The sequence below is a fragment of the [Bacillus] caldolyticus genome (genome assembly GCF_003595605.1).
GTDB classification, from domain to species: Bacteria; Bacillota; Bacilli; order Bacillales; family Anoxybacillaceae; genus Geobacillus; species Geobacillus thermoleovorans.
Genome location: NZ_CP025074.1, coordinates 1,291,863 through 1,305,813, shown reverse-complemented (window position 1 = coordinate 1,305,813; position 13,951 = coordinate 1,291,863). Strand labels below are relative to the sequence as shown.

Annotated in this window: 11 protein-coding genes; 9 read left to right on the top strand and 2 right to left on the bottom strand. The window is 53.9% G+C overall.

The genetic code is table 11. From position 1 onward, the window contains the following. Nucleotides 1-37: 37 nt before the first annotated feature. Nucleotides 38-901 (bottom strand): D-amino-acid transaminase, encoded by an 864-nt coding sequence (dat, locus tag CWI35_RS06815; protein WP_011230175.1) that lies wholly within the window; start codon nucleotides 899-901, stop codon nucleotides 38-40. Between the two features lie 187 nt (nucleotides 902-1,088). On the opposite strand from dat, the gene CWI35_RS06810 reads away from it, so the two are divergent. After that, entirely contained in the window at nucleotides 1,089-1,805 is a 717-nt protein-coding gene (locus tag CWI35_RS06810; RefSeq protein WP_014195014.1) for an AzlC family ABC transporter permease, read from the top strand. Beyond that, nucleotides 1,798-2,103, top strand: a complete 306-nt coding sequence (locus CWI35_RS06805) for an AzlD domain-containing protein (RefSeq protein ID WP_011230177.1) — start codon at nucleotides 1,798-1,800, stop codon at nucleotides 2,101-2,103. The genes CWI35_RS06810 and CWI35_RS06805 overlap by 8 nt, the downstream gene beginning before the upstream one ends. 63 nt (nucleotides 2,104-2,166) lie before the next feature. Here the strand turns inward: CWI35_RS06805 and CWI35_RS06800 are convergent, their stop codons facing one another. Continuing rightward, on the bottom strand, nucleotides 2,167-2,757 hold the full coding sequence (locus CWI35_RS06800) for an SCO family protein (RefSeq protein ID WP_011230178.1): 591 nt from the start codon (nucleotides 2,755-2,757) through the stop codon (nucleotides 2,167-2,169). A gap of 192 nt (nucleotides 2,758-2,949) precedes the next feature. On the opposite strand from CWI35_RS06800, the gene aceA reads away from it, so the two are divergent. From aceA to addA, 7 genes are all read left to right on the top strand, one after another. After that, nucleotides 2,950-4,236 (top strand): isocitrate lyase, encoded by a 1,287-nt coding sequence (gene aceA / locus CWI35_RS06795; RefSeq protein WP_011230179.1) that lies wholly within the window; start codon nucleotides 2,950-2,952, stop codon nucleotides 4,234-4,236. A 129-nt stretch (nucleotides 4,237-4,365) separates the two neighbouring features. Then, nucleotides 4,366-4,560 carry a hypothetical protein gene (locus tag CWI35_RS06790; RefSeq protein ID WP_011230180.1) on the top strand — a complete coding sequence of 65 codons (195 nt, stop codon included), beginning with the start codon at nucleotides 4,366-4,368 and terminating at the stop codon, nucleotides 4,558-4,560. Between the two features lie 120 nt (nucleotides 4,561-4,680). Beyond that, nucleotides 4,681-5,214 (top strand): competence protein ComK, encoded by a 534-nt coding sequence (locus CWI35_RS06785; RefSeq protein WP_014195018.1) that lies wholly within the window; start codon nucleotides 4,681-4,683, stop codon nucleotides 5,212-5,214. 102 nt (nucleotides 5,215-5,316) lie between these two features. Continuing rightward, the gene (locus CWI35_RS06780; RefSeq protein ID WP_013146210.1) at nucleotides 5,317-5,940 is read left to right on the top strand and encodes a TVP38/TMEM64 family protein; all 624 of its coding nucleotides are present in this window, start codon (nucleotides 5,317-5,319) and stop codon (nucleotides 5,938-5,940) included. Next, nucleotides 5,937-6,485, top strand: a complete 549-nt coding sequence (gene lepB, locus CWI35_RS06775; protein WP_011230183.1) for a signal peptidase I — start codon at nucleotides 5,937-5,939, stop codon at nucleotides 6,483-6,485. The genes CWI35_RS06780 and lepB overlap by 4 nt, the downstream gene beginning before the upstream one ends. Before the next feature lie 223 nt (nucleotides 6,486-6,708). Then, a complete protein-coding gene (gene addB, locus CWI35_RS06770) occupies nucleotides 6,709-10,212 on the top strand; it encodes a helicase-exonuclease AddAB subunit AddB (RefSeq protein ID WP_286365221.1) in 3,504 nt (1,167 codons plus the stop codon). Beyond that, nucleotides 10,213-13,941, top strand: a complete 3,729-nt coding sequence (gene addA, locus CWI35_RS06765; RefSeq protein ID WP_119877622.1) for a helicase-exonuclease AddAB subunit AddA — start codon at nucleotides 10,213-10,215, stop codon at nucleotides 13,939-13,941. It begins immediately after the preceding gene. Nucleotides 13,942-13,951 lie beyond the last annotated feature (10 nt).

Genomic DNA, 13,951 nt, shown 5'->3' with positions numbered 1-13,951 from the left:
TTTGGCTAGGGGACACCTCTTCTGTTCGGCCGGCCGGTCAGATATTTTGGGTTTCTCGCTGCGTCGCTTGTCGGTAGGCGGCTTGCAGCGCCTTCGTCACCGCCCCTGGCGCGCCGCTTCGGATCACCGTTTCGTCGACTTGAATAATCGGGATAATCGCTGACGTCGTGCTCGTTAAAAACAGTTCGTCCGCCTCCGCAAGGTCGTTGGTGGAAAACGCTTCTTCGACAAATGGAATGCCAAGCTCAGCGCAAAACTGCTTCACTTTCGTGCGGACGATGCCGTTTAAAATCCGTGCGGTGGCCGGATGGGTGTACACCGTTTCATTTTTGACAAGGAAAATGTTTGACGAGCTGCCTTCGGTTACGACGCCGTCGCGATGCAAAATCGCTTCAAACGCTCCGCGCTCAACCGCTTCTTGTTTAGCCAATACGTTGGGCAATAAGTTCAAGCTTTTAATGTAACAGTATTCCCAGCGGACATCTTTCGTCAAAATCGTGCGCACCCCATGTGTCATTTCCTCGGTTTTCCGCGCCATCGGCTGGATGTAGGCGTACAAGTTCGGCCGGTTTTCCGCCGGAAACGCATGGTTGCGCGGGAAGCTGCCGCGCGTCATTTGCAAATACAAAATCGCATCTTCCTGCACATCGTTGAGGCGGCGAAGCTCCTCAAGCTGTTCGATGAGCTCTTCGCAGCCAAACGGAACGGATAGGCGAATGGCGGCCGCTGAACGGTACAGCCGGTCAAGATGCTCGCGAAGCCAAACGTATATCCCGTTATATAAGCGGACGACTTCGTAGACGCCATCACCGAATTGCAAGCCGCGCTCTTCCATCGGGTACGTGACTTGTTCATAACGGAAAATGCCGCGGTCGGTTAATACATACGGTTTCACTGACATGGACGTGCACTCCTTTTCTGTTGCCATCAATCATGAATCAGTTTGATTATATCATAGATTGGCCTCTCTCTGCGTTTGTCTCGTGTTTGGCGTGAGCGGAAACAATGAATGGACGTTCGGGTTGCGAAACGAAAGGAATTTTTAGACAATAAAGTTATCAATCTAGTCAAATGGAGGGGATGAATGGATGGAAACGACATGGGCAGCCGGCAAGATGGCGCCGTTTCGCCAAGGGGTGCAAGCAGGAGTAGCGATCGCCATCGGCTATATGCCGATCGCGCTGGCGTTTGGGCTGCTCGCCAAAACAACCGGACTGACGTTCGCCGAGACTGTGCTCATGAGCATCGTCGTCTTCGCCGGCGCCTCGCAATATATCGCGTTAAGTCTGCTTACCGCTGGCACTGGGGTGTTTGAAATCGTGTTGACGACATTCATATTAAACATTCGCCATTTTTTAATGTCGGCGTCCCTTAATGAAAAGGCTGAGCCGGACGCGCTTTGGAAAAAAGCGTTGTACGCCTTTGGCATTACAGATGAAACGTTTTCGGTGGCGGCGATGAAAGAAGGAACGATCAACGCCTCGTATATGTTTGGGCTCATTGCCATGGCGTATGGCAGTTGGGTCGTCAACTCGGGCATTGGTTATGCCGCTGGGGCCGGTTTGCCGGAAAGTTTGCAAGAAAGTATGTCCATTGCCTTGTATGCCATGTTTATCGGCCTGCTCGTTCCAGCGTTGAAAAAGCAGCGGAAAATCGTCTGGCTGGCGGGGCTGTCGGCTTTATTCAACTCGATCGGCACGTTTGCTCTTCACTTGTCGAAAGGCTGGTCGATCGTTTTGGCTACATTGTTGTCGGCCATCATCGTTCAATGGCTGACGAAGGAAGGGGGAAACGGCGGTGAATAGCACAATCGTATGGATGATCATCGGCATGGGGGTCGTGACGTATTTGCCGCGCCTGTTGCCGTTTGTGTTGCTCGGCGGCGTCGAGCTGCCGTCGTTTTGGCAAGGAGTGCTGAAAAATGTGCCGTATGCGGTGCTCGGGGCGCTCATTATTCCTGACGTTTTTTTCATCCAAGATGATTTTTGGTTCGGTGTCATCGGTTTTGCGGCGGCCGTCATCACAGCTTGGCTTGGGGCCAACGTCATGATCGTCGTGCTTGCGGCGGTTGCAGCGCTCAGCCTGTATTCGTTATTTGTTTAAAAAGGGAAGCGGACATCGCTTCCTCTTTTCCTTTTGCGACAGGTATGCAAACTTGCTGCATGGTTATGACAATTCCTCCATAATCGCCTCGTATACCTCATCGACATGAAATCGAGATGTCCCCATGCCGATTTGTTTGACGACACGACCGTTGCGGCCAAGCAAGTAGGCGAGCGTCGTGTGTACGATCATGCCGTTGCCCGGGTCGCGGTATTGAAAGTGGAAGGCGTCCGCTACTTTTTTCGTGTCCGCTTCACTGCCGCGCAAAAACACCCAACCTTGTCCGTCGCTCATGACTCCAAACGCATTGGCATATGTCTGCAGCTTTTCATTCGTATCGCGCGCCGGGTCGATCGTGATCGTGATGAATTCCACCTTGCTTCCAAATACCCCGGCTTGTTTTAGGCGATCGCGCAGTTTTGCCATTTGCGCTGTCGTATTCGGACAAACATCCGGACAGTTTGTATAAATAAACTCGACAAGCCTCACTTTCGGCGGAAGGTCGCCAAACTCGTATGATTTTCCCCATGCTGTTTCCATCGTCACGTCATTTGGAAGCCGCATCGTTGATGGCTGGTAGACAGCAAAGTACAGGATGCCGACGCTGATGCCGATGATGACAAGAGAGGCAGCTAACGTATACCATTTTTTCACCATTCATCACTCCTCAATATGATCATATCAAAAAAATTAGCGAAAAAATCGCGATGTTTATGAACAATATGCGACTATTTTCCTAATTAAAAAAAGTTTCAAAAAAAGGCTTGCACTTTCGTTTTTCTGTTATATAATAAAAACGTAAATAAAAACAATGTAATATAACAAAGAGAGATGGGGGAAGGAAAAATGGCGTCATTTGCTGAACGTGTCCGGCAATTAGAAGAAAGTTGGAAAAATGAGGAGCGCTGGAAAGGGATCGTTCGTCCGTACAGCGCTGAGGATGTCATTAAACTGCGCGGCTCGCTTGACATCGAGTATACGCTCGCTCGACGCGGGGCGGAAAAATTATGGAAGCTGCTTCATACAGAGGATTACGTCGCGGCCCTTGGCGCGCTGACCGGAAATCAGGCGGTGCAGCAAGTGAAAGCAGGCTTGAAGGCGATTTATTTAAGCGGCTGGCAAGTGGCGGCCGACGCCAACCTCGCCGGACAGATGTATCCGGACCAAAGCCTGTATCCGTCCAACAGCGTTCCGCATGTCGTCAAGCGAATCAATCAAGCGTTGCAGCGCGCGGATCAAATTCAATACTTAGAAGGCAGCGGGGACGTGGACTACTTTGTGCCGATCGTCGCTGACGCTGAGGCGGGGTTCGGAGGCCAACTGAACGTCTTTGAGCTCATGAAGGCAATGATTGAAGCCGGAGCGGCTGGCGTCCATTTTGAAGACCAGCTGTCATCGGAGAAAAAATGCGGCCATTTAGGCGGCAAAGTGCTTTTGCCGACGCAAACGGCGATTCGCAACTTGATTGCGGCGCGGTTGGCCGCCGATGTCATGGGGGTTCCGACGGTGCTCATCGCACGCACCGACGCGAACGCTGCTGACTTGATCACAAGCGACATCGACCCGCGCGATCAAGCGTTTATCACTGGAGAACGGACACCGGAAGGCTTCTATCGCACAAGAGCCGGTTTGGATCAAGCGATCGCCCGCGGGCTTGCCTATGCGCCGTATGCCGACCTCATTTGGTGTGAGACGAGCGAGCCGAATTTGGATGAGGCGCGCCGGTTTGCCGAAGCGATCCATGAGAAATTCCCCGGCAAGCTGCTGGCGTACAACTGCTCGCCGTCGTTCAACTGGAAGAAAAAATTGGACGATGAAACGATCGCCAAATTCCAGCAAGAGCTCGGCAAAATGGGATACAAGTTCCAATTTGTCACTTTGGCTGGCTTCCATGCGCTCAATTACAGCATGTTCGAACTGGCGCGCGGCTACAAAGAACGCGGCATGGCGGCGTACGCCGAGCTGCAGCAAGCGGAATTTGCCGCCGAGAAGTACGGATACACGGCGACGCGCCATCAGCGCGAAGTCGGCACGGGCTATTTCGACGAAGTCGCCCAAGTGATCTCCGGCGGCCAATCGTCAACAGTCGCTTTGAAAGGATCGACCGAAGAAGAACAGTTTACAGCCATCTAATGCCGATCACCAGCAAAGAGACGCCCGGCTTGGCCGGGCGTTTTTTGTTTGAGACGAAGAGCCTCCTTGCTTCCATCGCATAATAAGGAAAAAAATGACGCATCCTATGGAGTACAAGGAGGCGATGTAATGGAAAAGAATCAAGGCGATCTGCCGGAGCTGATGCCTGCCGAGTTTCGCGTCAGTACGGATCTTCATGTTGAGCAATGGTCGATGAATGAAGAGACGTATGCTGGCGACTCGGTCGGCGAGCATACCGCGTTGGAACAGGCGAATGAATATTTAGCGTCCAAAGAAATCGGCCAAACGTTCGAAAACTCCTAGAACACCCATGACGATTGTCATGGGTTTTTTTATTAGATTTTTTGCAAAATATAGAAAAAAATAACTACTGATGGTATGATAGGAGTAGTGAGCGAGTTGATTAAGGGAGGAGACGAACGGATGAAAGTCAATGAATTCATTGTATTGGAACAATTCATCGTAAGCCGTTATACGATGGCGGTTCTCCCATACTTTTTAAACAGCGATGTGTATGCGAAAGTCATTGAAGAGGACGGCGAATATATCATCAAACAAACGCCGATTGACATTATTAAACATAGTTGCGATTACTACGGAAGCAGCTTTCAAGGAAGGAAAGAAGGAACGAAAGCCGTCATTGGCATCACTCATAAAGCGCCGATCGCCATTGAACCGTCCAATGAAATTTACGTATTTCCAACCGCCTCTCCGCGTGACTCCCGCTGCGTTTGGCTCTCGCACATGCACGTCTATCGGTATGAGCCTGCCAAATATGAGCGGACCATCGTTTATTTCCGCAACGGAAAAAGCATATCCCTCGATGTTTCCTGCAAATCGTTCATCAACCAGTTATACCGAACGGCTCAACTTCGAACGAAATTATCCGAGCGGATGGAAGCGAGGGAGCGCAAACTCCAATACATATTTCGCATGCAGCAAGAAAAACAGAGTTAGCTGAACAAATTGATAAAAATGGTTTTTCCTAAAGATGAGTTCAAATTAGGCGCCTGGACGTGTAAAATAAAGATATAAACGGCATTTGAATGGGGAATAGACATGGATATGGAAACAATCAAACAATGGTTCACGCTCGACAGCATCCTTTCCCTGCTCGAACAATACCGCTCTTTCGGCGTGCTTCCCGGCATCGCAGCGACGTTGCTTGAGTCGTTTTTTCCCATTTTGCCCATGTTCGTCTTCGTGATGGCGAACGCAGCGGCGTTTGGACTATGGAAAGGGTTTCTGATCTCTTGGCTAGGCGCTTCACTTGGCTCGCTCATCGTGTTTTGGCTGACGCGGAAAGTGGGGCAGAAGCGTTTTTTTCACTTTGTCCGCCGCCACCCGAAAGTGCGGCAGTTTATGCATTGGATTGAGCGACACGGATTTGGTCCGCTGTTTTTGTTGTATTGCTTTCCGTTCACCCCATCGGCGCTTGTCAATATTGTTGCCGGACTGTCGCGCATCAGCCGCCAGCAGTTTGTATTGGCGGTGCTGCTAGGAAAGATGATCATGGTGTTTACCATCAGTTTTATCGGCTATGACTTGAAGGCGCTCATCCGTCAGCCGCTGCGCACGGCGATGATCGCCGCAGTCGTTCTGTTGCTTTGGTACGCCGGAAAACGGGTGGAAGCGCGATTTTCGTTGACGGAAGAACAAGGCGGCGAGGAGGGCGGGGAGTGACGAAGCAAAAAGAAAAACGAGGCCGCCGATGGCCATGGTTTGTTGCCGTTTGCGTTGTCGCCACGCTTCGGTTGTTCGTGTTCAGCAATTACGTGGTGGAAGGAAAATCGATGATGCCGACGCTAGAGAGCGGCAATTTGTTGATCGTCAATAAGCTTTCCTACGACATCGGGCCTATTCGCCGGTTCGACATTATCGTTTTTCACGCCAACAAAAAGGAAGATTACGTCAAGCGGGTTATCGGCCTGCCTGGCGATCGGATCGCGTACAAAAATGACATCTTGTATGTCAACGGAAAAAAAGTTGACGAACCGTATTTGCGCCCGTATAAACAAAAGCTGCTTGACGGCAGGCTGACCGGGGATTTTACGCTTGAGGAGGTGACCGGGAAAACACGGGTGCCTCCCGGCTGCATTTTCGTTCTTGGCGACAACCGGCTTAGCAGCTGGGACAGCCGCCATTTTGGATTTGTCAAAATCAACCAAATTGTCGGCAAGGTGGACTTTCGCTACTGGCCGTTTAAACAGTTCGCCTTTCAGTTTTAACCTTAATCTCGAAAGGAGTCTTCCGCTTCTATAACGAAGTGAAGCGAGGTTGTTCAGTCGTCCGACAGTCGCTGACATGTCGGCTGGCTCTACAAAAAGAAACAAACGTTAACGTTTCAGATTGCCTCTATATAACCCGCAGCCGAAGGGCGTTTTTTCTTCCCAAAAGCGAACATACGTGCTAAAATAAAACAAATAAAGGAAACGAATGGTGGTGGATACAATGTCGCTGCGGTTTTTGCTCGGACGGTCAGGAAGTGGGAAAACGGCTGTCTGCCTCGAAGAAATTCGCCGCCAGTTGCAAGAGGATCCAAAAGGAAGGGCGATCGTCTATCTCGTTCCGGAGCAAATGACATTTCAATGCGAATACGCGTTGATACATACCGAGGGAGTGGGCGGGATGATTCGCGCCCAAGTGTTCAGCTTCACCCGTCTCGCTTGGCGCGTGTTGCAGGAAACAGGCGGCATGACCCGGTACCATATTCATGATGTTGGTGTGCAGATGATGATCCGCAAAATTATTGAGCAACGCAAACAAGAGCTGAAACTGTTTGGCCGCGCGGCGGACAAACATGGGTTTATCGAGCAGCTGAACGAAATGATCACCGAATGCAAACGGTATTGCCTGACGCCGGGCGAACTCCGCCGACATGCCAAGGCGTTCGAGGATGGGCCAAGCCAGCCGGGCCGCCGCTTGCTCGCTGACAAGTTGAGCGATGTCGCGCTTGTGTATGAGGAACTTGAGCGGAGTCTTATCGGCCACTATCTTGATTCGGAAGATTATTTGCGCTTGCTCGCTGAGCATATTCCGCGCTCAAGTTATTTGCGGGATGCCGATATTTACATCGACGGCTTTCATCATTTTGCGCCGCAAGAATATATGATCATCGAACAGCTTCTTCGCCATTGCCGGCGCGTCACCGTTTGTTTGACGATCGACCGCCCGTATGACGACGGAATGCCGGACGAACTTCATCTCTTTTATTTGCCGGCGCAAACGTACCGCCAGCTGAGGGAGTTGGCGCTAAGCAATGACATTGCGATCGAAGAGCCGATCGTGCTTTCGGCCAACCGACGCCATGAAGACAGGGCGCTCGTTCATCTTGAGGCGCAATTTCACCGACGCCCGTTGCTTCCATATGGTGCAAAGACCGATGCCGTCCATCTTTATGAGGCGTCCAATCGCCGAGCGGAAATCGAAGCGGTCGCACGCGAAATCATCCGCCTTGTCCGCGATGAAGGGGCGCGCTATCGCGACATTGCGCTGATCATCCGCCAGACGGAGGCGTACCGCGATCTGGTGAAAACGGTGTTTTTTGATTTTGGGATCCCGTATTTTATGGATGAAAAAGAACCGATGCACCACCACCCGCTCATTGAACTCGTGCGCGCTGCCTTAGAGACGGTCGTGACGCGTTGGCGATATGAAGCGGTGTTTCGGGCGGTGAAAACGGATTTGCTTTTTCCAACGGACGGCGATCTGCACATGTGGCGCGAGGCGGCCGACAAGCTCGAAAACTATGTGCTTGCTTACGGAATCAAAGGGGATAAGTGGACAAACAATGAGCGCTGGGCGTATCGGCGCTATCAGGCGCTTGACGGTTTGAACGTACCACAAACGGACGAAGAGCGGCAGTTTGAGGACATGCTCAATGAATGGCGCGAGGCGTTGGCCGCTCCGCTTCGCCGGTTGGAGCGCCGTCTGCGCCGGGCGGAGGACGGACGCGGGTTTTGTATGGCATTATATCTGTTTTTGGAAGAATTGCAGATTCCAAAAAAACTAGAGAAAATGAGCGCACAAGCGGAAGCGGACGGCCGCCTCGTTGAAGCGCGCCAGCATGAACAGGCGTGGAACGCCGTCGTCGATTTGCTTGACCAATATGTAGAAATGCTCGGGACAGAATCACTGCCGCTCGCTGAGTTTGTCAAGATTATCGAGGCTGGGCTCGATCGGTTGGAGTTCTCCCTTGTGCCGCCGGCGATGGACCAGGTGATCGTCGCTCAGCTTGATCGCTCTCGTTTAATTGACATCAAGTATGCGTTCGTCATCGGCGCCAACGATGGCGTTATTCCAGCAAAAGTGAAGGAAGACGGGCTGATGGCGGAAGTGGAGCGCGAGCAGCTGCGTGAGTTGGGGGTGGCGCTCGCCCCAGGGGGGCGGGAGCAGCTGTTTTATGACCCGTTTTTTGTCTACTTGGCACTTGTTTGTCCGAGCCGGCGGCTGTATGTTACATATCCGCTTGCTGATGGGGAAGGGAAAGCGTTGATGCCGTCGCCGCTCATCAAGCAGCTTACGGAACTGTTTCCGCATGCGCCGGTGCATCTGTGCGGCAACGACCCGTTCGACGCCCCGGCAGAAAAAGCAGAGGCGTTCGTGACCGCGCCGCGGGCGACGCAAACGTATTTGATCAGCCAGCTCCGAGCGTGGAAGCGCAACTACGGCATCGATCCGCTTTGGTGGGATGTGTATAACACGTTCATCGGCCATCGGGACTGGAAGGAGCAGGTGCGGCATGCCGTCTCCGCGCTCTTTTATACAAACGGAGCGACGCCGCTCAAAAAACAGTGGAGCCAGCGGCTGTACGGCAAAAAAATTCAGGCGAGCGTCTCGCGCATGGAGCAGTTTCAAAAATGCCCGTACGCCCATTTCGCATCGCACGGGCTGCGGTTGAAAGAGCGCAACGTTTTCCGACTTGAGGCGCCGGATGTTGGGCAATTGTTCCATGCCGCCATCAAGCAAATCGCCGACCGGCTGCGCGAACAGCATCTTGATTGGCGCGAACTGTCAAGACCAGACTGTGAACGGCTGTCGGCCGAAGCGGTCGAGCGAATCGCCCCGCTCATCCAGCAGCAAGTGCTCTCAAGCTCTCATCGCTATGAATATATGAAACGAAAATTGAAACACGTCGTTGCCCGTACAACCCATGTGTTAAGTGAGCATGCGCGGGCGAGCGGTTTCGTTCCGATCGGACTTGAGCTGTCATTCGGCCCCAATGGCGACCTGCCGCCGCTTCGGTTTCGACTGCCCGACGGAACAGTGATGGAGCTTGTTGGGCGGATCGACCGCGTCGATAAGGCGGAAAGCAGCCAAGGAGTGCTTCTTCGCATTATCGATTACAAATCGAGCGCGAAAACGCTCGATTTGACGGAAGTATATTACGGCTTGGCGCTGCAAATGCTCACCTACCTGGACATCGTGCTGACGTATGCCGAACAGCTCGTCGGACAGCCGGCCTTGCCAGCCGGGGTGCTTTATTTTCACATCCACAATCCGATCGTTCAAGCGAAGCAATGGGTGGATGATGAGGTGGAAATGGCGAAAAAGTTGCTTGAACCGTTTCGGATGCGCGGGCTGTTGCTCGCTGACGTCGAGGCGATCCGGTTGATGGACGGCCGAACGGAAGACGGACAATGGTCGCTGATTGTGCCCGCTCAGCTTACGAAAAGCGGGTCGATCCATTCGCGTTCGTCGGTGGCGAGTCCATCCGACTTTGCCGCGCTCCGCCAGCATGTCCGCCGTTTGTTCATCGACATCGGCGGGCAAATCGCCGACGGCGTCGTGTCGATCGCCCCGTACAAGTTGAAAGATAAAACAGCGTGCGAGTTTTGCGTTTTCAAACCGGTCTGCCAATTTGATGAGGCACTCTCCGGCAACGAATACCGGAAGCTTGCCCCGCAAACGAAGGAAGCGGTCATCGAAAAACTAGCGGAAGGGAAGGAAGGATAAATGAACGCCACGATTCGCCCGAAGCCGGCTGGGAGCCGATGGACGGATGAACAATGGAAGGCGATCGCCGCGGGCGGCCGAGACATTCTTGTCGCCGCGGCGGCTGGATCCGGGAAAACGGCCGTTCTTGTCGAGCGGATCATTCAAAAAGTGACGGCGGAAGAAGGAGCGGTCGATATCGACCGTCTGCTTGTCGTTACCTTTACCAATGCGGCAGCCGCGGAGATGAAAGCAAGAATCGGCGAGGCGCTCGAGCGGGAATTGGCCAAGCGTCCGCATTCGCTCCATTTGCGACGTCAACTCAGCCTGCTTCCCCGCGCCGCGATCTCGACGCTCCATTCCTTTTGCTTGGATGTCATTCGCAAATATTACTATTTGCTTGATTTGGATCCGTCGTTTCGCATCGCGGATGAAACGGAAATCGAGCTGTTGAAAGAGGATGTCCTTGAAGAGCTGCTTGAGGAGGAATATGGAAAGCCGGACAACGAGCGGTTTTTCGCTGTCGTGGATGCCTATACGGGCGACCGGAGCGATGCGGAGCTGCAGGAGATGATTGTCGCCCTTTATGAATTTTCCCGCTCCCATCCGGAACCAGATGAATGGTTGGCCGGTTTGACCTCGATGTATGATGTCGATGAACGAACAGATATAAAGACGCTGCCAGCAGCCCGCTATATCGCGCAACATGCTGCGATGGAGCTGGCGGCGGCCAGACGGCTGATCCGAAGGGCGCTTGAGCTTGCTGAAGAGCCGGGCGGACCGCGTCCGTACGCGGAGCGGCTGCGCGAAGATCGAGATATGATCGCTGATTTGGAAACGCGTCTTTCTGGACCGTGGGCCGAGCTGCATCGCGCGCTAAAGGCGCTGTCGTTTGGGCGGCTGCCGGCCTGCCGCGGCAAGGACTATGACGAGCGGCTGATCGACGAAGCCAAATCGCTGCGTGATCAGGCGAAAAAGAAAGTGGAGGCGCTGCGCGACAATGTGTTTTCGCTCGATCCATCCGTTTGGCTCCGCCATATGCGGGAAATGAAGCCGATCGTTGAAACGATCGCTAACCTTGTCCGCCGTTTTGCCGTCATGTTCCAAGCGGTGAAACGGGAAAAAGGAATCGTTGATTTTTCTGACTTGGAACATTATTGTTTGCATATTTTGCGGCGGCGCGATCCGGAAACGGGCGAATGGCAGCCTTCCCCCGCCGCCTTGGAATACCAGGCGCAGTTTGATGAAGTGCTTGTTGACGAGTATCAAGATACGAACCTCGTTCAAGAAGCGATTTTGCAGCTGGTGAAAAAAGGGAGCGAACGAACAGGCAATTTGTTTATGGTCGGCGACGTGAAACAGTCGATTTACCGATTCCGCCTTGCCGAGCCGATGCTGTTTTTGGACAAATACAAACGATTCACCGCAGACGGGGAAGAAGGGGGGATGAAAATCGATCTTGCGAGCAACTTCCGCAGCCGCCGCGAAGTGCTTGACGGGACGAATTTTCTGTTTGCGCAACTCATGGGGGAAACCGTCGGCGAAATGGTTTACGACGAAGCGGCGCAGTTGAAATACGGCGCTGATTACCCGGAAGGGGAGGATGCGGCGCCGGAAGTCATGATCATCAACCGGCAGCGTGCGGCGGAAGAGGACGAAGAGGAAGCGGCTGAATGGGAAGCGGCGGAGCTCGAGGCGCGGCTGATGGCGAAAAAAATCAAAGAGATCGTTTCCGCTCCGTTTTATGTATACGATCGTCCGAGCGGGCAGCCGCGGCGCGCCATGTACCGTGACATCGTCATCCTTGTCCGCTCGATGACGCATGCGCCGCAGATGATCGAGCAGCTGCAGGCGCAAGGCATCCCGGCGGCCGCGGATTTGTCATCCGGCTATTTTCAGGCGACGGAAATTTCGATCATGCTCTCACTGTTAAAAGTGATCGACAACCCGTACCAAGACATTCCGCTCGCCGCGGTGCTCCGGTCGCCGCTCTTTCGTTTTGACGAGAATGAGCTCGCCATGATTCGCCTCGCCGATCCAAAAGGCACGTTTTATGAAGCGCTCTGTTCGTTTCGGCAAAAGCCGGCGGAAACGGAAGAGGAGGCCAACGCCCAAAGGAAAGCGGCGGCTTTCTTAGAGCGGCTCGAGGGCTGGCGTACGATGGCGCGCCGCCGCTCATTAGCTGATCTCATTTGGCTGCTGTACCGCGATACGCAATTTTACGATTTTGTCGGCGCACTGCCGGGCGGCAGGCAACGGCAGGCGAACTTGCGCGCTTTGTACGACCGCGCGCGGCAGTACGAGTCGACGTCGTTTCGCGGCTTGTTTCGCTTTCTTCGCTTCATCGAGCGGCTGCAAGAGCGCGGCGACGATTTAGGGGCGGCCCGGCCGCTCGGCGAGCAGGAAGACGTCGTGCGCATCATGACGATTCACAGCAGCAAAGGATTGGAATTTCCGATCGTGTTTCTCGCCGGGCTTGCGCGTTCGTTTCATACGCGCGATTTGCATCACCCGTATTTGCTTGATAAAGAGCTGGGTTTTGCCGCCCGCTTTGTCCACCCGCGGCTGCGCATCAGTTATCCCACGCTGCCGCTGTTGGCCATCCAAACGAAAAAGCGGCTTGAACTGCTCGCTGAGGAGATGCGCATTTTGTATGTCGCGCTCACAAGGGCAAAAGAGAAGCTGTATTTGTTGGCGTCGGTCAACGATGCGGCCAAGGAGATTGAAAAATGGAAAAGCGCTGCTTCGGAACGCGGCTGGCTTCTCCCCGACGATGTGCGGGCTTCGGCCCGCTCCTACTTGGATTGGATCGGCCGGGCGCTCATCCGTCATCGTGATGGGGGGGCGCTTGCGGGAATGAAGGCGCCTGAAGAGGTCGCCTCCCACCCGTCTGTATGGCGTGTCTCCATCGTGCCGGCCGCCGATTTGCGCGGCGCAGAGGCTGCGAGGGAGGAGATGGATGGCGGCGTGCTTCTTGCCCTCGAACAAGGACGACCCGTTCCCGTAGAAGGAGGGTGGCGGAAGGAGGTCAAACGCCGCTTGTTGTGGCGGTATTCGTATGAGAAAGAAACGGCCGTGCGCGCCAAGCAATCGGTGTCAGAACTGAAAGAACATCGCGTGCTCTTTGGCGAGCAAGCGGACGAATGGCGGCCGCGACAAGGGACGGCTCCGGTGTTTTCTCGACCGCGTTTCATGCAGGAGAAAACATTGACGCCGGCCGAAAAAGGGACGGCGCTCCATATCGTCATGCGCCATCTTGATTTGCAGGCGCCGCTTGATGAATCGTCGATCCGCAGTCAGATCGTCCGCCTTGTCGAAAAAGAGCTGCTGTCGGCAGAACAAGCAGAGGTGGTCGATCCAGCGGCCATCGCTGCCTTTTTCACTGCAGATCTTGGCCGCCGCCTTTGCGCCGCCCGCGAAGTGCACCGTGAAGTGCCGTTCAGCTTGGGGCTTAAAGCGGCTGAACTGTACGGCGGCGAAGGGACGGAAAGCGGCCGGCGCGTCCTCGTGCAAGGGGTGATCGACTGCGTGTTTGTCGACGAATGCGGCTATGTGATGATTGACTATAAAACGGATGAAGTCGTCCATCGTTTTGCTGGGCAAAAGGAAGAAGCGGCTCGTTTTCTGCTCGGCCGCTACGGGACGCAAATGCGCTTGTACCGGCGGGCCATCGAGCAAATTTGGCGTGCGCCGGTGGCGGAATGCTATTTGTATTCGTTTGACGGCGGGTTTGTTGTGGCTGTTGAGTGATGCAAGGGGG